At 71.6% G+C, this 23,349-nt stretch carries 19 protein-coding genes and 1 pseudogene; 8 read left to right on the forward strand and 12 right to left on the reverse strand.

Annotated features, from left to right (window positions below; all coding sequences use genetic code 11):
* Positions 1 to 41 precede the first annotated feature (41 nt).
* A complete protein-coding gene (locus tag OG870_RS03245; RefSeq protein ID WP_266593678.1) occupies positions 42 to 3,137 on the reverse strand; it encodes a glycoside hydrolase family 2 TIM barrel-domain containing protein in 3,096 nt (1,031 codons plus the stop codon).
* 256 nt (positions 3,138 to 3,393) lie between these two features.
* Here OG870_RS03245 and OG870_RS03250 point away from each other — a divergent pair, with 256 nt between their 5' ends.
* On the forward strand, positions 3,394 to 5,778 hold the full coding sequence (locus tag OG870_RS03250) for a SpoIIE family protein phosphatase (RefSeq protein ID WP_266593676.1): 2,385 nt from the start codon (positions 3,394 to 3,396) through the stop codon (positions 5,776 to 5,778).
* A 4-nt stretch (positions 5,779 to 5,782) separates the two neighbouring features.
* Here the strand turns inward: OG870_RS03250 and OG870_RS03255 are convergent, their stop codons facing one another.
* Positions 5,783 to 6,352, reverse strand: a complete 570-nt coding sequence (locus tag OG870_RS03255; RefSeq protein WP_266524427.1) for an RNA polymerase sigma factor — start codon at positions 6,350 to 6,352, stop codon at positions 5,783 to 5,785.
* 19 nt (positions 6,353 to 6,371) lie between these two features.
* On the opposite strand from OG870_RS03255, the gene OG870_RS03260 reads away from it, so the two are divergent.
* The 3 genes from OG870_RS03260 (at position 6,372) to OG870_RS03270 (ending at position 9,938) form a co-directional block, all read left to right on the forward strand.
* Positions 6,372 to 7,733, forward strand: a complete 1,362-nt coding sequence (locus tag OG870_RS03260; RefSeq protein ID WP_327690591.1) for a serine/threonine-protein kinase — start codon at positions 6,372 to 6,374, stop codon at positions 7,731 to 7,733.
* 127 nt (positions 7,734 to 7,860) lie between these two features.
* Positions 7,861 to 8,562, forward strand: coding sequence for a DUF4232 domain-containing protein (locus OG870_RS03265; RefSeq protein WP_266845460.1), 702 nt, complete (start codon positions 7,861 to 7,863; stop codon positions 8,560 to 8,562).
* Between the two features lie 122 nt (positions 8,563 to 8,684).
* Positions 8,685 to 9,938 (forward strand): SLC13 family permease, encoded by a 1,254-nt coding sequence (locus tag OG870_RS03270; protein ID WP_266845696.1) that lies wholly within the window; start codon positions 8,685 to 8,687, stop codon positions 9,936 to 9,938.
* A 9-nt stretch (positions 9,939 to 9,947) separates the two neighbouring features.
* Here the strand turns inward: OG870_RS03270 and OG870_RS03275 are convergent, their stop codons facing one another.
* The gene (locus OG870_RS03275; RefSeq protein WP_405626359.1) at positions 9,948 to 11,780 is read right to left on the reverse strand and encodes an RICIN domain-containing protein; all 1,833 of its coding nucleotides are present in this window, start codon (positions 11,778 to 11,780) and stop codon (positions 9,948 to 9,950) included.
* A 408-nt stretch (positions 11,781 to 12,188) separates the two neighbouring features.
* Positions 12,189 to 13,091, reverse strand: coding sequence for a helix-turn-helix domain-containing protein (locus OG870_RS03280; RefSeq protein ID WP_266845464.1), 903 nt, complete (start codon positions 13,089 to 13,091; stop codon positions 12,189 to 12,191).
* Between the two features lie 63 nt (positions 13,092 to 13,154).
* Between OG870_RS03280 and OG870_RS03285 the strand changes: the two genes are divergently transcribed.
* Positions 13,155 to 13,973, forward strand: coding sequence for a phytanoyl-CoA dioxygenase family protein (locus OG870_RS03285; RefSeq protein WP_405626356.1), 819 nt, complete (start codon positions 13,155 to 13,157; stop codon positions 13,971 to 13,973).
* Between the two features lie 234 nt (positions 13,974 to 14,207).
* Here the strand turns inward: OG870_RS03285 and OG870_RS03290 are convergent, their stop codons facing one another.
* From OG870_RS03290 to OG870_RS03300, 3 genes and pseudogenes are all read right to left on the reverse strand, one after another.
* On the reverse strand, positions 14,208 to 15,575 hold the full coding sequence (locus OG870_RS03290; RefSeq protein WP_266524417.1) for a cytochrome P450: 1,368 nt from the start codon (positions 15,573 to 15,575) through the stop codon (positions 14,208 to 14,210).
* A gap of 166 nt (positions 15,576 to 15,741) precedes the next feature.
* Positions 15,742 to 15,873, reverse strand: a pseudogene (locus OG870_RS03295) (IS481 family transposase); the annotation flags it as partial.
* A 36-nt stretch (positions 15,874 to 15,909) separates the two neighbouring features.
* Positions 15,910 to 16,881 carry an aldo/keto reductase gene (locus OG870_RS03300; RefSeq protein ID WP_266524415.1) on the reverse strand — a complete coding sequence of 324 codons (972 nt, stop codon included), beginning with the start codon at positions 16,879 to 16,881 and terminating at the stop codon, positions 15,910 to 15,912.
* Between the two features lie 243 nt (positions 16,882 to 17,124).
* Here OG870_RS03300 and OG870_RS03305 point away from each other — a divergent pair, with 243 nt between their 5' ends.
* On the forward strand, positions 17,125 to 17,967 hold the full coding sequence (locus tag OG870_RS03305; RefSeq protein ID WP_266845467.1) for an endo alpha-1,4 polygalactosaminidase: 843 nt from the start codon (positions 17,125 to 17,127) through the stop codon (positions 17,965 to 17,967).
* 84 nt (positions 17,968 to 18,051) lie between these two features.
* On the opposite strand, the gene OG870_RS03310 is transcribed toward OG870_RS03305, so the two are convergent.
* The 4 genes from OG870_RS03310 to OG870_RS03325 form a co-directional block, all read right to left on the reverse strand.
* Positions 18,052 to 18,603, reverse strand: a complete 552-nt coding sequence (locus tag OG870_RS03310) for a flavoprotein (RefSeq protein ID WP_266524410.1) — start codon at positions 18,601 to 18,603, stop codon at positions 18,052 to 18,054.
* A gap of 25 nt (positions 18,604 to 18,628) precedes the next feature.
* A complete protein-coding gene (locus tag OG870_RS03315; protein WP_266593660.1) occupies positions 18,629 to 19,087 on the reverse strand; it encodes a nuclear transport factor 2 family protein in 459 nt (152 codons plus the stop codon).
* 177 nt (positions 19,088 to 19,264) lie between these two features.
* Entirely contained in the window at positions 19,265 to 19,459 is a 195-nt protein-coding gene (locus OG870_RS03320; RefSeq protein WP_266525776.1) for a ferredoxin, read from the reverse strand.
* A 19-nt stretch (positions 19,460 to 19,478) separates the two neighbouring features.
* On the reverse strand, positions 19,479 to 20,678 hold the full coding sequence (locus OG870_RS03325) for a cytochrome P450 (RefSeq protein ID WP_266593657.1): 1,200 nt from the start codon (positions 20,676 to 20,678) through the stop codon (positions 19,479 to 19,481).
* Positions 20,679 to 20,957: 279 nt separating this feature from the next.
* On the opposite strand from OG870_RS03325, the gene OG870_RS03330 reads away from it, so the two are divergent.
* Positions 20,958 to 21,581 (forward strand): LysE family transporter, encoded by a 624-nt coding sequence (locus OG870_RS03330; RefSeq protein ID WP_327690592.1) that lies wholly within the window; start codon positions 20,958 to 20,960, stop codon positions 21,579 to 21,581.
* A gap of 109 nt (positions 21,582 to 21,690) precedes the next feature.
* Positions 21,691 to 22,137 carry a nitroreductase family deazaflavin-dependent oxidoreductase gene (locus tag OG870_RS03335; protein WP_266593653.1) on the forward strand — a complete coding sequence of 149 codons (447 nt, stop codon included), beginning with the start codon at positions 21,691 to 21,693 and terminating at the stop codon, positions 22,135 to 22,137.
* Between the two features lie 149 nt (positions 22,138 to 22,286).
* On the opposite strand, the gene OG870_RS03340 is transcribed toward OG870_RS03335, so the two are convergent.
* Positions 22,287 to 23,255 (reverse strand): cation diffusion facilitator family transporter, encoded by a 969-nt coding sequence (locus OG870_RS03340; protein ID WP_266524392.1) that lies wholly within the window; start codon positions 23,253 to 23,255, stop codon positions 22,287 to 22,289.
* Between the last annotated feature and the right edge of the window lie 94 nt (positions 23,256 to 23,349).

Raw genomic sequence — 23,349 nt, forward strand, 5'->3', positions numbered from 1 at the left:
CCGGACGGGACTGGTTTTCCGCCCGGACCGTCACGACCCGCTCAGCCGGCGGGCGCCTCCAGCTTGCTGATCCGCACCGCACCGGCGGCTTCGCCCGGGTGAGCGCTGGTCAGCGTGAGCCTCAGCCGGGAGCCGCGCGCGGCGTCGAAGGTGATGACCGTCGGCGCGTCCGTGGCGGTGGCCCAGTCGACCGCCGCTCCGGTGACGGGCACGTACCGGCGGCCGTTCCACACGGCCGCCTCGACCGAACCGGGCAGGCTGTGTGTCGCGTCCACGGTGAAGGAGACCTCCACGCGGCCGAAGGTGCGGGGCCGGCCGTAGTCCACCAGGACCCAGTCCTGCGTCCGGGCGCCGTTGAACGCGGGCAGCAGGGCCGTGGCCGACTTGGCGAAGGCGTTGGACCAGCCGGTGGCCGCGTCGCCGTCCAGCATCGCGGCGGGGAGCGTGTCCGGGCGGCCCGAGTAACTGGCGTCCGCGGACGGGTAGTTCGGGGGCGCCGGGTGCGCCGGTGCGAAGGCGGGCGCCGGGGTGGTGGCGACCGACCCGGCGTGCGTGGTGGGCACGGTCGCCGTGCCCGAGCGCAGTCCCTCCACCCGCGCGGTCACCTTCAGGATGCCGGCCTTGGTGCCCGAGCGCACGATCGCGAGCGCCTTGCCGTGGAAGGCGGTGCGGGTACGGGCCTGGTAGCGCTCGGCGCTCTCCTCACGTCCGTTGTCGAGTCCGGCGATCGAGCCACCCTTCACCTCGAAGGTGATCAGGTGCTCGGCGTCGGGCACCACCACTCCGCGGGCGTCGACGACGTCCGCGGTGACGAACACGAGTGAACGCCCGTCCGCGGCCAGGGACGTGCGGTCGGCGGTGAGCCGTACGGCATGCGCCTCGTCCGCCGTGCGCAGCACGTCGGTGGCGACCACCTTGCCGCCCTTGCGGGCCACCGCCTTCAACTCGCCCGGCCTGTAGGGCACTTTCCAGATGAGGTGGAGCTTGCCCGCGCTGCCGTTCGGGCTGGTGTAGCTGCCGGGGAAGGGGCCCGTGGTGAAGGTCCTGTCGTCGCCGGTCGCCTCCGTGGTCTCCAGATACGTACGGCCGTCCGTGGTCCTCTTGGTGTCGAAGGAGCGCGTGCCGAGGGACTTTCCGTTGAGGAACAGTTCGACGTCGGCGACGTTGGAGTACGCCCACACCTCGACCGTGTCGCCCTCCTCGTGGTTCCAGCTCATGGGCAGCAGATGGACCATGGGCTCGCCGGTCCACTGGCTCTGGAACAGGTAGTACATGTCCTTGGGGAAGCCGGCCGTGTCGACCGCTCCGAAGAAGGACGCCTTCACCGGGAAGACGTCGTACGGGGTGGGCTCCCCGATGTAGTCGATGCCCGACCAGAGGAACTGGCCCGCGAACCACTTCCGGTCGCGGTCCTTCTTGTGCCCGTACTCCCCGCTCATGGTCCAGGAAGCCAGATTGTTGTCGTACGAGGAGGTCGCGCGCCTGCCCGGGGTGTGGTTCTCGCCGGTGTTGAGGTGCTCCGGCTCCTGGTACGCACCACGCGTCGAAGTCTCCGAGGAGGACTCGGACTCGAAGAGGAACAGGTGCGGGTAGGTCGCGTGCAGAGCGTCCACCGACCTGGCGGTGTTGTAGTTGAGGCCGAGCCCGTCGAGCTTGGCGAGCATCAGGTCGGCCGCGGAACCCTTGGCGGGCACACCGTGGTACTTGTTCGAGCCGATGACCAGCGGCCTGGTGTCGTCGGCGGCCTTGATCGCGCCGATGATCCGGTCGGCCATGGCGAGGCCCGCGGTCGAGGTGGAGTCGGGGATCTCGTTACCGATGGACCACAGGACGACGGCGGGCGAGTTGCGGGCGGCGAGGACCATCTCGGTGGCGTCCTTCTCGCACCACTCGTCGAAGAAGCGGCCGTAGTCGTATGTCGTCTTGCCGGTCCGCCAGCAGTCGAAGGCCTCCACCATCATCACGATCCCCAGCTCCTCGCAGACCTGGATGATCTGCGGCGAGGGCGGGTTGTGGGAGGTGCGGAAGGCGTTGACGCCCATCGACTTCATGATGGTCAGCTGTCTGCGCACCGCGTCGATGCTGATCGCCGCGCCGAGGGCGCCCTGGTCGTGGTGCAGGTCGACGCCCTTGATCTTGGTGGGGGTGCCGTTGAGCGCGAAGCCCTCGTCGGGGTCGAAGCGGTAGCTGCGGATGCCGAAGGTGGTGCGGTAGGTGTCGGCGGCTTTGCCGCCCACGCGCAGTTCCGTCTCCAGGGTGTAGCGGTGCGGGGCTTCGATGTCCCACAACTTGGGCCCGGGGACTGTGAGTTCATGGATCTCGGCCGCCCTGTCGGTCGTGTCCACGGTGGTCGCCCGGCGGGCCACCGTCCGCCCGCCGGGGTCCTTGACCGTCGAGCGGATCTCGACCTCGCTCGCGACGCCGGACTCGTTCACCACGGAGGTCCGTACGCGTACGACGGCCCGCTCCGGGGTGATGTCCGGCGTGGTGACGTGGGTGCCCCAGCGATCCACGTGCACCGGCTCGGTGACCACGAGGCGGGCCTCGCGGTAGATGCCGCTGCCCGAGTACCAGCGGCTGCTCGGCAGTTGGTTCTGCACCTTGACCGCGATCACGTTCTCGGTGGTGCCGTCGGTGTGCAGCAGGTCGGTCAGGTCGAAGGCGAACCCGGTGTAGCCGTAGGGGTGCCGGCCGGCCTGCGTGCCGTTGCAGTAGACGTACGAGTCCATGTAGACGCCGTCGAACTCCACCGAGATCCGCTTGCCGACGAACCCGGACGGCAGGGTGAAGGCGAGGCGGTACCAGCCGAGGCCGCCGGGGAAGAAGCCGGTGCCGCTGGTGGTGCCGTGCTCGGTGGTTGGGGTCTGCTCGATGCTCCAGTCGTGGGGGACCGCGACCTCGCGCCAGGCCGAGTCGTCGTAGCCGGGGTCGGCGGCCCGTGCGTAGGCGCCGGTCGGGTCGGTGATCCCGCCCGGGTTCACCAGCGCGAAGCGCCATCCGTCGCGCAGAGCGACGGTGCGGCGGCCGGATCCGCCCGCGGCGGCCTCGGCGGCCCGCGCCACCGGGGTGCCGAGAAGCGCTCCGGCCGTCGGCGCGGCCGTGGAAGCGATCAGGACCGATCTCCGAGTCACTGTCATGGCGGCTCCCCTTCATCAGGGCCCAGAAGTACTCACAACTGATCGTGAACAAACAGATTCTGACGCCGGGCCACGCGTGGCCGTCAAGGGTGCGGTGGCCTCGTTCTGCCCCACGGGACACAACGGCCGGATTTCCCCCTTGACCGTCCGGCCGCGTGCACGACGGGGTTCCCGTCCATGCGGGACGCGGACGCACTAGGCTGGAACTCATGTGACTCACCGGTTCACTGTGAGTGTTCGCGATGGAGTGGCGGAGATGAACCCGGAGTATCCGTTCGACGAGGCCGCGACGGCGCGGGCCGCCGTCGACGACTCGGGCACGCTCGTCGAGTGGAACGCGGGCGCGGAGAGACTGCTCGGCTGGCCGGCCGCCGAGGTCGTGGGCAGCCCCGCCGGGCGTCTGCTCGCCGACCGCGGGCCGCACGCGCCCTTCCCGCCCGACGGACTGCGCTGGGACGGCACCGTCGCCCTGCTCCACCGGGACGGACGTGAGGTGGCCGTGTGGCTGGTGGCCCACCACCGGCGGGCGGAGGACGGCGGCCCCGGCCGCTGGCACGCCTTCAGCCCACTCGACGGCAGCGGCCCCCGCCCCCCTGAAGACCCGCTGGCCGGCGCGGCTCCCACCCAGTCACCCTGTGCCGTCGCGGTCTACGACGAGCGGCTGCGGCTGCGCCACATCAACGACGCCATGGCCGACGTCATCGGGCTGCCCGAGGAGCGCATCCAGGGGCTGCGCCTGTCCGAGATCGGCGGCAGGCCGGAGAGCGAGGAGCTGGAGGAGAACATGCTGCGGGTTCTCGCCTCTGGGCGGGCGGCGGACATCCAGACGTACATGCGGACCGGCGGCGAGATCGCCGCGCACGCCTGGCTCGCCCGGATGGCCCCGGTCAGGGATGCCGAGGGCCGGGTGCGGGGCGTGTGCCTGGCCGCCCACGACTTCACCGACAACTACCTCGCCCGCGAGCGGCTGCAACTGGTCAACCAGGCGAGCGTGCGCATCGGCTCCACCCTCGACGTCACCCGTACGGCACAGGAGCTGGCGGACGTGTTCGTGCCCGCGCTGGCCGACCTGGTCAGTGTCGACCTGCTGGACCTGCAGGAGCACAGCGTCGAACCCCCGCCGCGGCTCAGCGCCCCGATCGAGATGCGCCGCGCCGCGCACGGCTCGGTCAACCCCGGCACGCCCGAGGCCGTCCTCAAACCCGGACAGCTGGAGGTCTATCCCGACGGCTCGCCACAGGCCGACTCTCTGGTGGCGGGCCGCACGATCGTCGCCTCGCTCTCCTCGGGCGCTCTCGACAAGTGGCTCAGCTGGCACAAGACGCGCGCCGAGCGGGTCAGGGACTACGGCATCCACGCCACGATGTCCGTGCCTATCCAGGCCCGCGGTCTCACCCTCGGGGTCACGGTCCTCACCCGGTTCCGGCGCCCCGACCCGTTCACGGCCGACGACGTACTGCTCGCCGAGGAGATCACCGCCCGGGCCGCCGTGTGCATCGACAACGCCCGCCGTTTCTCCCGCGAGCGCGAGACAGCCTTGGCCCTGCAGCGCAGCCTGCTGCCCCGCTCGTTGCCGCGCACAGCCGCCGTCGACGCCGCCTCGCGCTACCTTCCGGCGGCGCGGGCGGGGGTGGGCGGTGACTGGTTCGACGTGATCCCGCTGTCCGGGATGCGGGTCGCGATGGTCGTCGGGGACGTCGTGGGCCACGGCATCCAGGCCTCGGCCACGATGGGCCGGCTGCGTACCGCCGTCCGCACGCTCGCCGACATCGACCTCGCTCCCGACGAGCTGCTCACCCACCTCGACGACCTGGTGGTGCGGCTGTCGGCGGAGGCCGGCAACGACGGCAGTCCCGGTGAGGTCGGCGCCACCTGTCTGTACGCGGTCTACGACCCGGTGTCGCGGCGTTGCACGCTGGCCCGGGCCGGGCATCCGCCGCCGGTCGTGGTGCCGCCCGGGGGTGAGCCGCAGCACGTGGAACTGCCGGCCGGGCCGCCGCTGGGCCTGGGAGGGCTGCCGTTCGAGTCCGCCGAGCTGGAGCTGCGTGAGGGCAGCGTGCTGTCGTTCTACACGGACGGCCTGATCGAGACCCGCGAGCGGGACGTGGACGCCAGTCACCAGCTGCTGTGCGACGCGCTGGCGACGTACTCCGACTCGCTGGACGAGACATGCGACCGGGTCCTGCACGCCCTGCTGCCGACGGGCGGCGCCCTGGACGACGTGGCCCTGCTGCTGGCCCGTACCCGCGGACTGCCCGCCTCCCAGGTCGCGACCTGGGACATCCCCCCGGACCCGGCCCTGGTCGCGCCCATCCGCAAGCAGGCCGTGGAGCAGCTGGACACCTGGGGGCTGCAGGAGGCGGCCCTCACCGCCGAGCTGGTGGTGAGCGAGCTGGTCACCAACGCGATCCGCTACGGCGCCCGCCCGATCCGGCTGCGGCTGATCCACGACGGGGCCACGCTGATCTGCGAGGTGTCCGACACCAGCCACACCGCCCCGCATCTGCGCCGCGCCAAGACGTGGGACGAGGGCGGCCGCGGACTGCTCCTGGTCGCCCAGCTCACCGAGCGCTGGGGCAGCCGTCACACGGCGGACGGCAAGACGATCTGGGCGGAGATCGGCCTGCTCGACGAGGACTGAGCGCTCAGGGCGTGTCCGCCAGCCAGGGTCTGACCTGTCGGCGTGCCTCGTGCAGCCGCGACTTGAACGTGCCCAGCGGGATCCCGGCGCGCTCGGCCGCCTCCGCGTACTCCAGCCGGCAGATGTCGCGGTACACCAGCGGCTCGACCAGCTGGGGGTGCTCGCGCTCCAGCCGGTCCAGCGCCTCCAGCAGGTCGACGCGGGATCCGGCGATGACGCTGGTCGTGCGCGGGTCGGCGTGCCGCTCCGGGTCGATCGGGGCCGGCTGTTCGGCCGAGCGCCGCTTGAGTTCGCGGTACTTCTGGCGGCAGCAGTTGGCGACGACCGTGTAGAGCCAGGTGCTGAAGCGGCTACGGCCCTGGAAGGTGCCGATCTTCCGGGCGACCTGGAGCAGGACGTCCTGTGCGGCCTCCTCGGCGTCCTCGCGGCAGGGCAGGAACCGGCCACAGCGCCGCAGGACCTCCGGGCGGATGGCCTGGAGCAGCTCCTCCAGCGCCGCCGTGTCGCCTGCCGCCGCGTCGCGGGCCAGGGCCTCGGTCGGCGCGACCAGCGGCTCTCCTCGGAAACGATCCACGGCCAGGCATGATAGTCGTATGCACTCCGTCGAGCGGATCGGGCGCTACCGCCTCGAACGGCGCCTGGGCGCGGGCGCGTTCGGCACGGTCTGGCTCGCGCACGACGACGAGCTGCAGGCCCCGGTGGCGGTCAAGGTCCTCGCGGACAACTGGTCCCACCGGCTCGACGTCCGCGAGCGGTTCCTGGCCGAGGCGCGGATGCTGCGCCGGGCGGGTTCCGACCGGGTGGTGCAGGTCCACGACATCGGTGAACTCCCCGACGGCAGACCGTACTTCGTGATGGAGTACGCCGACGGCGGCACCCTCGCCGATCTGCTGGCCGCCGGCCCGCTGCCGGTGCCCGAGGCACTGCGTCTGACGGCGCTGGCCGCCCGCGGCGCCGCCGCACTGCACGCGGCGGGGATCGTGCACCGGGACATCAAGCCGACCAACGTGCTGCTGTGCACCTCACCCGAGGGTGTCTCCCGGGTACTGCTCGCCGACCTCGGGCTGGCCAAGAGCCTGGCTGAGGCGTCGGGCCTCACGCAGGCCGCCGGTTCCGCGGGCTACCGGCCGCCCGAGCAGGCCGAGGCCCGCGCGGGCATCGACGCCCGGGCCGATGTGTACAGCCTGGGCGCGGTCGGCTACCACCTGGTCACCGGCACGGTTCCGGGTGGGCCGGGCAAGGTCGTGCGGCCCGACCGGCTGCGTCCGGATCTGGCCCCGGCGGTCCGGCGGGCCCTGATGCGGGCGCTGGCGCCGGACCGTGGACGCCGCTGGCCCGACGCCGAGGCCTTCGCGGACGAGCTGGATCGGCTCGCCTCGTCCGGCCTGCGCCCCCGAAGACGCCGTACGGCTCTCGCCCTGACGGGCGCCGTGGCCCTCGTCGCGGGCGTCGGCGTGACCGTGGCGTTGGTCGAGCGGCAGTCCCCGGCCGCGGACGTGCGGGTCACGGACACGAGCCGCCGGGTCGTCGCCGAGGTGCCCGGCGACTGGGGCCGCCAGCTGCGCGACTCCGGGTGGGATCCGCGGGCGCTCGGCCTGCCCTCCGGCCATGAGCCGGGGCTCGCCGTCGCCGACCACCTGACCCGGTGGCAGAACCTGAGCGCCGACGTGAACGGCGTGTTCGTGGGCCTGAGCGAGCACGGCGACCTCACGGCCGCGGTGAACGCCCTCACCCACCCCGGCTGTCACTACGACGGCAGTCGCGCCTACGCCGGCCCGACCGAGCACGGCCGGATCCGCGGCTGGAGCCGCTGCCCGGGAGGCGGGTCGGTCACGGAGGCCGCGCTCGCCCCGACGGCCGGCGGCGCGCAGACTCGGGTGTACGTGCAGATCCGTCAGAGCGGCCGGGCCTCGGCGACCGACCGAGTTCTCGACTCCGTACGCACCGCAAGCTGACGCGAACCACTCGGGCCGCGCGCGAACTTTTCCGTCCCGGCACGCATCGGACCTGAGTGACGGGGCAGAGAGCGCCGTACGCACACGCCAGGGTGTGTGCGTGAAATCACCGGGAGTGTTGAGGACCATGACGAAGAAGTCCCCCTCCGTGCACCGGACGGCCCTGCTCGCGAGCGCGGTCGCGGTGCTGGGTGTGCTGACGGCCTGCGGCAGCAGCGGCGACGGCTCCGCGGCGAGCTCGCCGCGGACGCTGTCCGGTACGGCCGCGCCCGCTACCGGCGGCCACAGCACCGGCCGGGCCAGCGCATCCCCCTCCGTGTCGGGCACCGCGCAGGCCGGGGCCACCACGACCGCGTCCCAGGCCACGCCCAGGTCCACGTCCACGTCCGCGCGTGCCGGCGTCGGCGGTGGCGGGCGTTGTCACACCTCCGAGCTGCGGGCGAGCGTCGGGCGGAACGACCCGGGTGCCGGGCAGGAGAACTTCCCGATCGTGCTGACCAACACGTCCGCCCGCACCTGCACCGTGCGGGGCTACCCGGGTGCCGCGTTCGTCGACGCGTCGGGCCGGCAGCTGGGCCCGGACCCCAAGCGTGAGTCGGGTACGCCCACGACGGTGACGCTGACGCCGGGCAAGAGCGCCTGGGCAGGGATGACGTTCTCGAACCCCGGGGTCAGCGGCGCGCACACGGCCACTCCGGCCTCGCTCCTGGTGACCCCGCCGGACGAGCGGGACCACCTCTCGGTGAAGTGGACGGGCGGACCGGTCCCGGTGTCCGGCAACGCGTCCTCCGTGTTCCTGATGGTGTTCAGCCCCGGTACCGGCCCCTGAGCGGGCGGGGGCCCGGCGGGACCGTTCACCTCGACCTGCTTTCCTTGAAGGTGCCTCCCCGACCCCCCTGATCCACTCGGATCCGCTCAGATCCGCACAGATCCGCCCTGAAGGACCCCGCTCTGAACACCCCGCTCGCCGAAACGCTGTCCGTCGTCCTGCTCGTCGCCGTCCTCGCGTGGGCGGTGTTGCGCCCGAGGGGCCTGCCCGAGGCGGTGCTGGCGGTCCCGGCCGCCGGGGTGGTGATCGCGACGGGCGCGATCTCCCTGGACCACGCGCGGGCTGAGGCGGCGAGTCTCGGGCCGGTCGTCGGCTTCCTCGCCGCGGTGCTGGTGCTGGCGCACTTCTGTGACGTCGAAGGACTCTTCCAGGCGTGCGGGGCATGGATGGCCCGGCGGGCGGCGGGCTCGCCGGGGCGGCTGCTGGTGGCGGTCTTCGTGCTGGCGTCGGCGATCACGGCCGTGCTCAGCCTGGACGCCACCGTGGTGCTGCTGACACCGGTGGTGCTCGCCACCGCCGCCCGTGCCGGTGTGCGGGCCAGGCCGCACCTGTACGCGTGCGCCCACCTGTCGAACACGGCCTCGCTGCTCCTGCCCGTCTCCAATCTCACCAACCTGCTGGCCTTCGAGACGAGCGGGCTGAGCTTCACCCGGTTCGCGGCACTGATGGCGCTGCCGTGGCTGGTCGCGATCGGCGCCGAGTACCTGGTCTTCCGGCGCTACTTCGCCGACGACCTCACCGCGTCCCTGCACTCCCCCGAACCCGGTGAGACGCCCGAACTGCCCGTGTTCGCGCTGGTCACCGTGGCGTGCACGCTGGCCGGGTTCGTCGTAGCCTCGGCGGTCGGCATCGAGCCGGCCTGGGTGGCGGCGGCGGGTGCGCTGGTGCTGGCCGGCCGAGCGATGCTACGGCGGCGGGCCACCCCCCTCTCGGTGCTGCGGGCCTCCTCCCCCGCGTTCCTCGCGTTCGTCCTCGCGCTCGGCATCGTCGTGCGGGCTGTGGTGGACAACGGCCTCGCCGACGCGCTCGACCACGTGCTGCCCAGCGGGTCGGGGCTGCTCGCGCTGCTGGGCATCGCCGCGCTTGCCGCCGTACTGGCGAACCTGATCAACAACCTTCCCGCGGTGCTGGTCCTGCTGCCGCTGACCGCCGCGGCCGGGCCCGGTGCGGTGCTGGCGGTGCTGCTCGGCGTGAACATCGGCCCGAACCTGACGTACGCGGGATCGCTGGCGACGCTGCTGTGGCGGCGCATCGTGCACGGGCACGGCCAGGACGTGAAGCTCGGCGAGTTCACCCGGCTCGGTGTGCTCGCCACCCCGGCCGCGCTCGTGTCGGCCGTGGCGGCGCTGTGGCTGTCGCTCCAGGTCGCCGGCTGAGCCTGCAGGTCAGTGGCGGCCGCCGTGTCCGGCACCCGGGTCCGAGCCGTACCCGCCCCATCCGCAGTACGACGGGTTGTAGTAGCAGTAGGGGTTCTCGGGGTAGGAGCCGGTCGGCGTCGACTGTGGGGGAGTCGGCGTCGTGGACGGCGTCGGCGTGGGGCTCGGCGTCCTGGAGGCCCTGGGGGTGGGCGTGGCCGAGGGCGAGTGCAGGGGGCCGCTGTCGGTGTCCCAGTTGACCACCTGCATCTGGAGGTCGGCCTTGGAGGTGTCGAAGACCCAGCGCTGGGCGGTGCTGTCGTCGCGGGTCTTGACGACCAGCGCGCCCGAGCCGTCGGTGGCGGCAGGGGTCAGCGCCAGGTCCTGGTCCCAGCGCGGAACGAGCGTGCCCTGCAGGGTGAAGTCGTAACGGATGTTCCTGGCACCCGGCTTGGACGCGCCCGTGCACGGGGCGAGCTGCACCGAGAAGCCGAGGTGGGAGTCCAGGCACAGGCCGGGGTCCGCGACGCTGCGCAGACGGCCGTCGGTCTCGTACGACCACTGCTGGACGGCGGACGAGGAGCAGTCGGCGAGTTCGGTCTCGGCTCCCTCGACGGCCTTCTTGCCGATGACGGCGACGCACAGTCCGGAGTCGACGTTGTGCAGCCTGCCGCGCAGGGTGCCCTGGGAGCCCGTGCTGGTGCTGACCCAGGACGGGTCGGCGGCCGGTGTGCCCTTGCCGCTGCCCGGTGTCTCGGAGGGGTGACCGCCGTCGGCCGCGGTGCCGCCGTCGCCGGAACCGAGCACGGACCACAGGACCAGCGGGAGGACGATCAGCCCGCTCACCGTCACGACGGCCGCGGCGAGGTTGCGGCGGCGGGCTGCGGTGTGCCGGGCCGCCCTGTGGGCCGAGCGGCGGGCGGCGGCGCGGCCGCCGGGACGGGAGCCCGTGACGGGAGACGGGTACTCGCGGGTGAAGGGCTCGCCCGGTATGGGCGGGGCCGGGATCTCCTCGGGAAGAGCGCCGGGCTGCTCGGCCATGGAGGCGCGGGATTGCACGTAGGCCCGGGCGCCCCAGCCGAGCACCGCCTCCGCCAGGGCGAGGCCGATGCCGTGGTTGAACTGTGCGAGTTGGTCGGCGGTGCGGCCGCAGTGCCGGCAGCCGGCGAGGTGGGCGTTCAGGTCGGGGTCGATCTCGACACCGCCGCGCCGGTAGGTCACGTCGAGCATGCGCAGGTAGCGCCGGCATTCCTGCTCGGGGGCGAGTTCGCGGTGGACCTGGAGGCACTCCTCGCGCAGGCGTTCACGGGCCCGCTCCAGTTCGACGCGCGCGTCCTCCTCCTCAAGGCCCAGCAGGCCACCGGGTATCTCCAGTGGCTCGGCCTCGACCTCCACGTGCCACAGCATGCAGCGGGCCGACTGGGGAAGCCGCTGGAAGGCCCCGGACAGCAGGCGCCGGTCGGCCGCCGGGAGCAGCCGGGCCGCGACGCGGTCACCGCCCTTGGAGCACAGCTCGGGGTGGAGGTGTTCCCGTCTGTGGTCGTTGTCCCACTCCGCCGCGATACGGCGCACGGTGACCAGCAGTTGGGGGCGCCAGGCGGACGTCGGCCCGTTCTGCCGCAGGGTCTCGCCGAAGAGTCGGGTGAATGCGGCGGTCGTGAGCATTCCCGCGGAAGGGACACCGTCGGTGCACAGCCGGGCGTAGGCGAACGCCGCTTCCCAGTGCCGGTCGAGCAGCTCACCGACGGGCTGCAGCGCGGGCGTCGACCCCGTCCACTTCTTGAGCTCGGCGCTCAGTTGCTCGTCGGTGACGTCGAACCGGCGGTCGGACATGGGGGAATTCGACAGGCCGGCGTCATTCACGGCTGCATTCCTCTCGGCGGCATGCGCATAAAGTCCATACCAATGGGTATGGGGACCCGCCGCCTGTGCGACAGTGTCCGCCCGTACAGGATTCGGCAGCTCGAACGCCCCACCTGGGGAAGCTCTTTTGGAGCGTAGGTAGAACGGGGAGCGGCCTCGTGCGCCCAGCAAGAAAATGCATTGTCCGTGCGCCGACAGGGCACACCTTTACACAGGTCAGGGAGGCCTAACAAGAGATCTCGCGGTTTTGTGCTTTGCCTGCCCGCCGAGGGGATTTGACGAATAGTCAATCCTGTCGGGGTCGTAATCGGGAATGGGATTCAGCCGGCTCGCGGTGCGACCTCCCTCCGCCAACCATTGAACGGCCGTCCCGCCGCACATCCGACGGGTCGTTCGGCGCACATCGGCTCAGGTTTCAACCATTGAGCCGCCCCTCCGGTAGGCGCCTGGCGGCGCACCGTAACGCGTGTGGAAGACGCGGCTGAAGTGGAAGGGGCTGACGAACCCCGAGGCCGCGGCCACCCGGTCCACGGGCAGATCCGTACTCTCCAGAAGCTTTGCGGCATGGCGCAGACGCGCCTCGCGCAGCGCCCGCATCGGGGACTGCCCGGACTGCCGGGTGAACAGGTGGGCGAACCGTGAGGGCGACAGCGACACGCTCTCGGCGAGTGAGCGCACGGTGTGCGGTGCGCCGGGGTCCGCGGCAATCAGCGCCTCGGCGTGCCGCACCCGGGGGTCGGTGCCGGGAGGGGGCGACGGGAGTCGCGCGGTGGCGGCCGTGAGCAGGACGATCTCCTCCAGCGAGGACAGGGCGAGTTCCCGGGCCGCGGTGCCGTGCGCGACCGCGACCCGGTCGTCCGGTGCGGTGGCGGGCGGTGCGTCGGTTCCCGTCCAGCGGGCGTCGGCGAGCATCCGGCGGAAGGCCGCCCCGACCCGGTCGTGCAGGGTGGCCGGGGTCGGCGTGACGACGAAGAGTCCGTCGCCGGTGTCGTACGGGCGCAGCCACGGCGACCAGGCGGGGCGCGCCTGGCAGTGCACCCACCAGAACTGCCAGCTGCGGGCGCCCGGTTCGACGCCGTACTCGTGCCGGACGCCCGGGGCGAGCACCACCAGGTCTCCCGCGCCCGCCCGTGTCTCGGCCGCTCCCTGGCGCAGCCGGCCGTGCCCGCCCGTCGTCCAGGTGAACAGCCAGCTGTCGGCGCCCCGCGGCCGGTCGACGCCGTACCCCTGGAGCTGGTCGTAGCGGCCGACCACGACCAGGCCCGGCGGCGGCGCAGCAGCCTCGGGCAATCCGTCAGCGTTCACGGGCATCCTCCTCGGGCGTACGGCGGCCTAGCGTGATGAGCCGAGGACACCTGACCGAGGAGTGGACGCATGACAGCCATGGACATGGATGCCGCCGGCGCCTCCATCCTGACCCAGGACGGGCTGAGGAGGTTCGAGGAGGACGGGTTCACCGTCGTCCGCGGGCTGTTCGGCCACGACGAGATCGACCGGCTCCGCGCGGAGTTCGCGGCGCTGCACGCGGCCGGGCCGGTGCCCGGGCACTTCCAGCCGCGCACGTCCGAGGATCCGCTGGCGGCGTACCCGAGGGTGATGCACCCGCACGAGATCAGCGAGACCGCGCGGCGCCTCCTGCTCGACGCCCGGCTGCGCACGGTGCTGGAGGCTCTGCTCGGCGAGGAGGTACTGGCCGCCCAGAGCATGTTCTACTTCAAGCCGCCGGGCGCCCGGGGGCAGGCCCTGCACCAGGACAACTTCTATCTGCGGGTCGAACCGGGCACCTGTGTGGCCGCGTGGGTGGCCTGCGACGTGATCGACCGGGACAACGGCGGTCTGGAGGTCGTCCCCGGTACGCACCGGATGGACCTGTTCTGCCCCGAGGAGGCGGACGCCGACGTGTCGTTCGCGCGGGAGTTCGTTCCCCCGCCGCCAGGCCTCGCGGCCGTGCCGGTCGACATGGCGCCGGGAGACGTCCTGTTCTTCAACGGCAGCCTGGTGCACGGCTCGCAGCCCAACCGCACGCCGGACCGTTTCCGCCGCTCGTTCATCGGTCACTACGTGGGGCGGTCGGTGGAGCGCATCGGGCGCTACTACCGCACGGTGACGATGGACGGTGAGCGGGTGCTGCTGGCGGAGAGCGAGGGTGCGGGTCCGTGCGGCACGGAGTTCGAACCGCACGGGCCCCACTAGGGCCTGTTGCGAAAGTGGCGTCGTCGCCCGAAGGGCGGCCGCGCGGCGTCCGGTCCGTGCTCTCGGCGGGCCGCCCGGAAGCCCTCGTACTGGGCGTACTCGGGCTTTCGGGCGGTGCGGCGAGTGGGGGCACCTCCCACGCCCTTAAGGCAGTGGGGGAGCGTGCCGGGCGTCGTGCGGCTGGGGGCACCCCCCTCTGGGGGAGCCACTTTCGCAACAGGCCCTGGGCGGGCGCTAGAGGCCGACCCCGGCTCGGGGACGGTTGCGGGGGCGGACGGTCATCCGCAGGGTGCGCGGCCGTACGGTGAGCCGGGCGACCTGGCGGATGACCTGGCCCTCGGAGAGTTCCAGACGTACCGAACGCAGCAGCGTCGCGAGCGCCGTGACCATCTCGGTGAGGGCGAGACGGTCCCCCATGCACTTGTGCTTGCCGTCCCCGAAGGGCAGGAACGCGCCCGGCGGAGGCTCCTGCGCGGGGTCGGTCCACCGGTCCGGGTCGAAGGTGTGCGGGTTGGGGAAGCGCTCGGGGTCGCGGTGCAGGGCGTGCTGGCAGTAGGCCAGTTCGGTGCCGGCGGGCAGCGTCCACTCGCCGAGCCGGGTCTCCTCGGTGGTGCGGCGGGTGACCAGCCAGCCGGGGTGGTGCAGCCGCAGGGTCTCGGTGATCACCCGGTTCAGGTACGTCAGCCGGGTCACGTCGGCGAGGGCGACCGGCCGTTCGCCGAGGACCTCGTCCAGCTCGGCCAGGACCCGGGCCTCGATGCCGGGGTTGCGGGCAAGTTCGTACAGGAGCCAGGACAGCACCGACGCGGTGGTCTCGGTGCCCGCCACTGCCAGGGTGAGGATCTCGGAGCAGATCTGATGCCCGGTCAGCGGCTCGCCGGTCTCCTCGTCGACGGCGCGCAGCAGCATGGAGAGCATGTCCCCGGTGTCGTGCCCGGAGGCCTGCAGTTCGTCGACGGCGGAGTTGATGGTGGCGCGTACGCCGGCCCGGGCCCGGTCGAAGCGGCGGTTGAAGGGCAGCGGCAGGCGCTCGGTCCAGTCGGGCAGCATGATGCGCACACCGACGTCGTTCAACACCACCGACAGGTCGCTGCGCAGTCGGCGGAAGACGGCGTCGTCGAGGCTGCCGGCGAACACCGTCTTGGCCAGCATGTCGAGGCTGAGCCCGACCATCGCCTCGCGTACGTCGAGGGTCCGCCCGGGCTCCCAGCCGGCGACCGTGGCGGCCACCTCGGCGCGCATGATGTCGACGTAACGGCCGATCTCGGCGTGGGCGAACGCTGGTTGCACCTGACGGCGTTTGCGTACGTGGTTCCGGCCGGTGGCGGTGACGACACTGTCGCCCAGCAGCTGGCCCAGCTTGTCGTAGAGCCGGCCCTTGTCGAGGGTGGGCGCCAGGGCCCTGAGCATCTGGTGGATCAGGGCTGGGTCCTGGACCACGACGGTGCGCGTCCCGGGTTGCAGGACGATCTCGACGAGTGGTTCCCGTGTGTCGCGCAGCGAGTCGATGAAGCCGAGGTTGTCGCGCATTCTCAGGGCGTGGCCGATGAACGGAAGCGATCCTGCGGCCCGGGGTATGGGGGGAGGCGCAGTGGACGTCACGGGTCATCCCTTCACGGCAATCATGGGCGCCCTATGACTTCCCTGAAGTTTCCCCAGCGCAATCCTGTCATGAACGTGTCCTGCGCCACGTGGGACGAGCTGGTGGGGGGAAGGGGAGCCCCTCCCCTCCCCACTCCGGCCGGACGAGCTTGGTCACCTGGGCCCTGCTGTATTGAGCCGCAGCGTTGTTCACGCGGCTGATCGGTGGCCGGCCATCGAATGCGGTGGGGCAGCGATGGTGGTGGTAGGTGTGCAGGAGGTCTGCCAGGGCGTCGGTGCGTTCGGGGTTGCTGGTCCAGGACACAGGTAGGCCCAGTACCTGCCGGGGCACTCGTCAGCTGTGACCGACGATGGGATGCGGCGCGTACGGCTGCTCCAGCTCCTCGATCTCCTTGTCGCTGAGCTCGACTTCGACGGCGGCCACCGCGTCCTCGATGTGGTGCGGCTTGGCGGCGCCGACGATCGGCGCCGCCACCGTGTCCTGGTGCAGCAGCCAGGCGAGGGCGACGCGGGCGCGCGGGACGCCTCGGTCGCCCGCGATGCGGGTGACGGCCTCGACGATGGTCCGGTCGCTCTCCGGGTAGAGGCGGCTGCCGAAGTCGTCGTTCTCGCTGCGCTCCGTCACGGTGCCCCAGTCCCGGGTGAGCCTGCCGCGGGCGAGCGGGCTCCAAGGCAGGACGCCGACGCCCTGGTCGGAGCAGAGGGGCAGCATCTCGCGCTCCTCCTCGCGGTAGAGGAGGTTGTAGTGGTTCTGCATGGACACGAACTTGGTCCAGCCCTGCCGCTCGGCGGTGTACTGCATCTTGGAGAACTGCCAGGCGAACATCGAACTGGCCCCGATGTAGCGCGCCTTGCCCGCCTGCACCACGTCGTGCAGGGCCTCCATCGTCTCCTCGACGGGGGTGTGCGGGTCGAAGCGGTGAATCTGGTAGAGGTCGACGTAGTCGGTGCCGAGGCGGCTCAGGCTGTGGTCGATCTCGGCCATGATCGCCTTGCGGGACAGGCCGCCGCCGTTGGGCCCGGGCCGCATCCGGCCGTGCACCTTCGTCGCGAGGACGATGTCGTCGCGGTTCGCGAAGTCCCGCAGCGCCCTGCCGACGATCTCCTCACTGGTGCCGTCGGAGTAGACGTTGGCCGTGTCGAAGAAGTTGATCCCGGCTTCCAGTGCCTGCCGGATCAGGGGACGCGAGGCCTCCTCGTCGAGGGTCCACTCGTGCACACCGCGGTCGGGCAGGCCATAGGTCATACAGCCGAGACAGACCCGCGACACGTCCAGGCCCGTCGAACCGAGCTTCACGTACTGCATCGTTGCTGCTCCTGCCTTCGGGATGGGTACGAAGGGGAGCGTACGACTTCACCCGTCCTTCCAGTACCACGCCCACTTGACGCAGGGCCCGCGTCGGCGTTTTGATCTTCTGCGCAGCCGCTCAGCGGCATGCAGAGGTACGCCCAGCCGGTAGCGGACGAGGTCCAAGTCCGGCCAAAGTCGCCAGGTTCGCACTGACAGCCGGTCCGAGGCGGGGTCGTACCCGCGATTGATGGAGTGGACATGCCCACCAAGGGTGTCTCTCGTGTCGGGGGTCTTGGGACGGCCGTCGGCGCCTGTGTACTTCTCGCCGCCGCGTTGTCGGCGTGCGGTTCCTCCGGAGGGGAGTCGGCCGGCACGTCGAAGCCGTCCGCCGAGCTGCAACTCCCGCCCCGCCGCGCCGGTTTCGACTACCAGATCGGCGGCGCCTATCCCCCGCCGCCGGGCACCCGCGTCGTCAGCCGTGACCGTACGGCCTCCCCGGCGCCCGGCCTGTACAACGTCTGCTACGTCAACGCCTTCCAGTCCCAGCCGGACGAGCGCACCTCCTGGCCCTCCGACCTGCTGCTGCGGGACGGGCAGGGCAAGGTGGTCGTCGACGGGGACTGGGGAGAGGCACTGCTCGACATCCGGACGCCGGCCAAGCGGCAGCGCGTGGCGGCCCGGGTCAACCGATGGATCGACGGCTGTGCCGCCAAGGGCTTCGACGCGGTCGAGCCGGACAACTACGACAGCTACACCCGCTCCCGGCACCTGCTGACGGCGGACGACGCGACCGCCTTCGTCACGCTCCTGTCCCGGCACGCGCACGCCCGGCACCTGGCGATCGGGCAGAAGAACACGGTGGAGCTGGCCGGGCTGAGGAAGCGGACGGGGCTGGACTTCGCGGTGGCCGAGGAGTGCGCGGAGCACGACGAGTGCGGGGCGTACGCGAAGGCGTTCGACGACCGGGTGCTCGTGATCGAGTACTCGGACACCGGGCTGCGCAAGGCCCGTACGGGGTTCGGCGACCGGCTGAGCATCGTCCGGCGGGACGTGATGGTCTCGACGCCCGGCAGCGACGACTACGTGCGCAGGGTCCGGTGAGGGCGATGACGTACGGGGTGTCACGTCGTCGACTGCTGCTCACGCACCTGTACTTCACCGCCGTCGGCAGCCCCTGAACGCGCATCAGCCCCCGCCCAGCCGGTCCAGCGCCCGCTCCCACCCGAACTCCGGTCGCCCACCGTCCTCCCCCGGCTCACCGGAGTACGGCTCACCGAACCGGACGCCCATGTCGCGCAGGCGTGTCAGGCTGTCCTGATAGGCGGGGTGGGCGGCCAACGCGTCGGCGACGCACGGCAGTACGGCGACCGGGACCCCCAGACCGTACGTCTCGCACAGAGTGGCCACGGCCAGGGTGTCGGCCAGACCCGCCGCCCATTTGTTGATCGTGTTGAAGGTGGCGGGCGCGACGACGACGGCGTCCGGCGGCGGGAAGGGGCGCGGATCACCAGGGGTGCGCCAGGCGGAGCGTATGGGACGGCCGGTCTGTGCCTCGACGGCCCCGGTGTCGAAGAAGCCGTTCATGGCGACCGGCGTCGCGATGACGCCGACCTCCCAGTCCCGCTCCTGCGCGGCGGTGATCAGCCTGCCGACGTCCGCGGCGATTCCCGCGGCGCAGACGACGACGTAGAGGAAGGGCTTCTCGGCCTGCCGGGGTTTCCCGGCCTGTTCGGTCATCCGCGCACACTACTCAGCGGCATCATTACTCGATCGGGAAGGACCGCCCCAGCTCGGCCTCGGGCCGCGGGCCCTGGATGCGGCGCTCCTTCTCCTCGATCGCCACGTCGTTGATGCTGGCCTCGCGCCGGGTCATCAGGCCGTGCTCGTCGAACTCCCACAGTTCGTTGCCGTAGGAGCGCCACCACTGGCCGTCGGCGTTTCGGCACTCGTACTGGAAACGGACCGCGATGCGGTTGCCGTCGTGGGCCCACAGGTCCTTGCGCAGTGCGTACTCCTGCTCGCGCTCCCACTTGCCGGTCAGGAACCGCACGATCTCGGCGCGGCCGGTGACGAAGGTGTCGCGGTTGCGCCACACCGAGTCCTCCGAGTAGGCGAGCGCCACCTTGTGCGGGTCGCGGGTGTTCCAGGCGTCCTCGGCGGCCTGGACCTTCTGCGCGGCGGTCTCACGGGTGAACGGGGGCAGGGGCGGACGGTCGGCCATGGCTTCCTCCTCGGCGGGTGGACAACAGTATCCGGAGCGGCGGGGCTGCCCGGCGCCCTGGCCGGGCAGCTGTTCCTGCCGGCCGAGGGCGCCCTGGCCGACGCCGGGTTCGCCGAGCGCACCGAGCCCGCGCGCCGGGCCCGCGCGCCGGCGCGGCTGCTGCTGTCCCGCTGAACCTCAGCCCTCGGACACGGTGATGGCGCCCACCGGACAGGCCCGGGCGGCCTCCCGCACCATCGGATCCCCGCCGCCGTCCTCGCGGCCCGGCAGCAGCGTGCTGAATCCGTCGTCGTCCTGGGTGAAGACGCCCGGGGCGGCCATCGCGCACTGGCCGGCCCCGATACAGACGTCCTTGTCGATGTCGATGTCCATGTGCATGGCCTGCAGCCTCTTACCAGGTCACGGGGAGTTCCAGCATCCCCTGGATCGTGTCGCCGGGCTTGAAGGGGATCTCGTCCGCCGGAGCGGCGAGGCGCAGCGTCGGCAGCCGGTCGAAGAGGGTGTGCAGGGCGATCTCCAACTCGGCGCGGGCCAGGTTCTGGCCGAGGCACTGGTGGATGCCGAAGCCGAACGCGACGTGGTGGCGGGCGGAGCGATGCCAGTCGAGGGTGTCGGGTGCGGGGTAGACGTCCTCGTCGCGGTTGATGACCGAGGTCGCGAAGATGACGCCGTCGCCCGCCCGGATCGTCGTGTCGCCCGCCTCGATGTCCTCGGTGGCCCGGCGCAGCAGCCCGTCCGCGATGGACAGCATCCGCATCAGCTCCTCCACCGCCGAAGGCACGAGCTCCTTGTCGCCGCGCAACTCGGCCAGCCGCTCAGGGTGTTGGAGGAGGGTGAAGGTGCCCAGGGAGATCATGTTGGCGGTCGTCTCATGACCGGCGACCAGCAGGATGGTCGCGAACGAGGTGACCTCCGTGCGGTCGAGCACTCCCTCGCGCAGCTGCTGGTGGACGAGTTCGTCCAGCACGCCGTCGCCGGGCTCGGCCTGCTTCTGCTTGTGGTCGATCAACTCGTCGAAGTACGCGTCGAGTTGGTCGCGTGCGTCCTGCACGTCCTCGACCCTGGGTCCGCGCAGCAGCCGGCGTGACTGTCCCTCGAAGAACTCGTGGTCGGTGTAGGGGACGCCGAGCAGGGCGCAGATCACCATCGACGGCACGGGCAGCGCGAAGGCGCTCACCAGCTCGGCGGGCGGCCCCTGGGCCACCATCGCGTCGATCCGCTCGTCCACGATCCGCTGGATCTCGGGGCGCAGTTCGACGGCCCGTCGGAGGGTGAAGCTGGGGACCATCATCCGCCGCTGAGTGCGGTGTTTCGGGTCGTCGACACCGAGCAGCGCGACCCTCCGGTTCTTCACCGCCGAAAAGCGTTCGGTGGGTGCCGGGAAGTCGGGATGGGCGCGGTCCGTCGACAGCCGCTGGTCGGCGAGCAGATCGCGGGCCAGGGCATGACCTGTGATCAGCCAGGCCGGACGGCCGTCGTAGAGGGTGATCCGGGACAGCGGGCGGGTGGCGCGCAGGGGCTCGTAGGCGGTGGGCGGGTGGTAGGGACAGGTCCGGTCCTGGGGGAACGCGACGGGTTCCGTTTCCGTCATGGAAAGACCTCGCAGACGAAGAGCGTGCGTCGTGCAGATCTTCATTAGATGCCCGGGGCATCTATAAGGCGACGTGAAGTTCGGCCAGATCGGCGGCCTGGTCAATCTGGCCGGGGATACTCGCTCACGCATCGGAATTCGGTTGTGGGCGGGCCATGGCCGCGTCCACAATCCGGTCATGCCTACGACCTTCGCCCCGCTGCCGCTGACCGCCACCGCCACGCCGGCGCGGTTCCAGCAGCAGTCCGGCCGACACCGGAGGCCGACGCTTCCCGCGTCGTGACCGCCGCGCTCGTCGCGGGCCTGGTCGCGGGCTACGGCATCGCCGTTCCCGTGGGCGCGGTCGCGACCTACCTCGTGTCCCTGACCGCCCGTACCTCGCTGCGGACCGGCACCGGCGCGGCGCTCGGCGTCGCCACCGCGGACGGGCTCTACGCCCTGCTGGCCACGCTCGGCGGCTCCGCGCTCGCGGCCGCGCTGCGGCCCGTACTGGGGCCGCTGCGCTGGGCCTCGGCCGTGGTGCTGGCCGCCCTGGCGGTGCGGGGCGCGGTCGCGGCGCTGCGGCAGTACCGCGGTCACCGGCTCACCGCCCGTTCCGACCCGGCTCCCCCGAGTGCCGTACGGGCATATCTGAGCCTGTTGGGGATCACGCTCCTCAACCCCACCACGGTGATCTATTTCGCCGCGCTGGTGCTCGGCACCCGCACCTCACAGGCGGCGGCACCCCTGGAGCAGGGCGTGTTCGTCGCGGCGGCCTTCGCCGCGTCCGCGAGCTGGCAGCTGCTGCTTGCCGGGGGCGGCGCTCTGCTCGGCCGGGCGCTGACGGGCCGGCGGGGGAGGCTGGCGACGGCGCTGCTGTCGAGTGGCGTGATCACGGCGCTCGCGGTGCGGATGGTGGCTTGATCTTGACAGGTGTGTGGCCGAAGGCCGGTGCGGTATGGATGAATCCTGCGCGCACCGGTGTTCACCACGGTGCCAGTCAGCCGTACGACACGACGATGGGACGGATGCCATGCCTCTCGAGGGCGAGTACGAACCGAGTCCGGCGCAGTGGGTGCGGGATCAGGTGGAGCTGTACGAGAGCTCCGGTGGCACGAAGGGGACGACCCTGCGGGACACCGGGCTGCCGGTGATCGTGCTCACGAACCGCGGCGTCAAGAGCGGCAAGATCCGCAAGACGCCCCTGATGCGCGTCGAGCACGACGGCCGCTACGCCGTGGTCGCCTCGCAGGGCGGTGCCCCCGAGCACCCGGTCTGGTACCACAACCTCAAGGCCGACCCCCAGGTGGAGCTCCAGGACGGACCGGTGAAGCGGGCCTATGTCGCCCGCGAGATCAGCGGCGCCGAGCGGGACGAGTGGTGGGAGCGTGCAGTCGAGGCCTATCCGCCGTATGCCGACTACCAGGAGAAGACGGACCGGCAGATCCCGGTCTTCGTCCTCGAATCGGGAGAGAAGTGATCGGGGCCCGGGTCGGGGGCCGGATCACCGGGCCCTGAACCGGGCCGGAACCTGCCCCTCAACCGGGCCGGGCCCCGTCCGTGAGACGGGCCCGGAAAAAATTCTTCGATCGAGCACGCATGAAGCGGATGGCACCGGGCACGCGTGCGTCAGGCCCCGCCGCGTTCCCCCGTCGCGGCGGGGCTTTCCAGTGCCTCCTGCGCCGGCCGGTCGGTGATGTCGAGGAAGATCTGGTCGGCCTCGGGCACGGTGCTCGCCAGGGAGCGCTTGATCCGTACGGCGACCTCCTCGACCCGCTCGCTGTCCAGCCCGGGTATCAGGTCGATACGGGCGGCCACCAGGACCGTGTCGAGGCCCGTCTTCATCGTGAACAGTGCCTCCACGCTGTCGATCTCGGGCTGCGCTTCGAGCAGCGCGCGGATCCGGGCCGCCGTCTCCGGGTCGGCGGACTCCCCGATGAGCTGGTCGCGCGCCTCGCTGCCCAGCTGGTAGGCGACGAAGACGAGCAGCACGCCGATCGCCAGCGACGCCGACGCCTCCCACACCACCTGTCCGGTGACCATGTGCAGTGCCATGCCCGCGGCGGCAAGCGTCACGCCGAGCACCGCCGTGCCGTCCTCGGCGACCACCGTGCGCAGTGCGGGGTCACGCATACCGCTCCTGCCGCCCTGTTGGCGTACCTGATGCAGCGCCCTCAGCAGTGACGCGCCCTCCGCGACGAACGCGACGCCGAGCACGATCAGGCCCGCCACATAGCCGCTCAGCTTCTCGTCGGCACCGTTTCTGAGGGCCTCGACGCCCTGGAAGAAGGAGAAGCAGCCGCCCATGACGAAGATCCCGACGGCCGCGAGGAGCGACCAGAAGAACCGCTCCTTGCCGTAGCCGAAGGGATGCCGCGTGTCGGCCGGGCGGCGGCTGCGGCGCAGCGCGGCCAGCAGGAAGACCTCGTTGAGGCTGTCGGCCACGGAGTGCGCGGCCTCCGAGAGCAGAGCCGGTGATCCGGCCAGCAGGCCGCCGACGGCCTTCGCCACCGCGATCAGGAGATTCGCCGCGAGCGCCACCAGCACGGTGACGCGAGTCCTGCGGTCTGTCTTGTTGTCCGAAGATGTCCCGCTCACCTTCGCCGACTGCCCCTCTCGGGGCGGCTCACACCGTGCGGGTGGCCGAATTCGGGGAACGCGTCCCTGAGGGACACGCACCTCAGGGAGGAAA

Origin of the sequence: Streptomyces sp. NBC_00461 (assembly GCF_036013935.1) — a bacterium.
Classification (GTDB): domain Bacteria; phylum Actinomycetota; class Actinomycetes; order Streptomycetales; family Streptomycetaceae; genus Streptomyces.

Coding starts and splice junctions, on each gene's coding strand:
- OG870_RS03260 (WP_327690591.1), top strand. CDS start 6,372: ATGCACTCCGTCGAGCGGATCGGGCGCTACCGCCTCGAACGGCGCCTG.
- OG870_RS03265 (WP_266845460.1), top strand. CDS start 7,861: ATGACGAAGAAGTCCCCCTCCGTGCACCGGACGGCCCTGCTCGCGAGC.
- OG870_RS03315 (WP_266593660.1), bottom strand. CDS start 19,087: ATGGCCGACCGTCCGCCCCTGCCCCCGTTCACCCGTGAGACCGCCGCG.
- OG870_RS03320 (WP_266525776.1), bottom strand. CDS start 19,459: ATGGACATCGACATCGACAAGGACGTCTGTATCGGGGCCGGCCAGTGC.
- OG870_RS03250 (WP_266593676.1), top strand. CDS start 3,394: ATGAACCCGGAGTATCCGTTCGACGAGGCCGCGACGGCGCGGGCCGCC.
- OG870_RS03285 (WP_405626356.1), top strand. CDS start 13,155: ATGACAGCCATGGACATGGATGCCGCCGGCGCCTCCATCCTGACCCAG.
- OG870_RS03305 (WP_266845467.1), top strand. CDS start 17,125: ATGCCCACCAAGGGTGTCTCTCGTGTCGGGGGTCTTGGGACGGCCGTC.
- OG870_RS03325 (WP_266593657.1), bottom strand. CDS start 20,678: ATGACGGAAACGGAACCCGTCGCGTTCCCCCAGGACCGGACCTGTCCC.
- OG870_RS03300 (WP_266524415.1), bottom strand. CDS start 16,881: ATGCAGTACGTGAAGCTCGGTTCGACGGGCCTGGACGTGTCGCGGGTC.
- OG870_RS03335 (WP_266593653.1), top strand. CDS start 21,691: ATGCCTCTCGAGGGCGAGTACGAACCGAGTCCGGCGCAGTGGGTGCGG.
- OG870_RS03245 (WP_266593678.1), bottom strand. CDS start 3,137: ATGACAGTGACTCGGAGATCGGTCCTGATCGCTTCCACGGCCGCGCCG.
- OG870_RS03280 (WP_266845464.1), bottom strand. CDS start 13,091: ATGCCCGTGAACGCTGACGGATTGCCCGAGGCTGCTGCGCCGCCGCCG.
- OG870_RS03310 (WP_266524410.1), bottom strand. CDS start 18,603: ATGACCGAACAGGCCGGGAAACCCCGGCAGGCCGAGAAGCCCTTCCTC.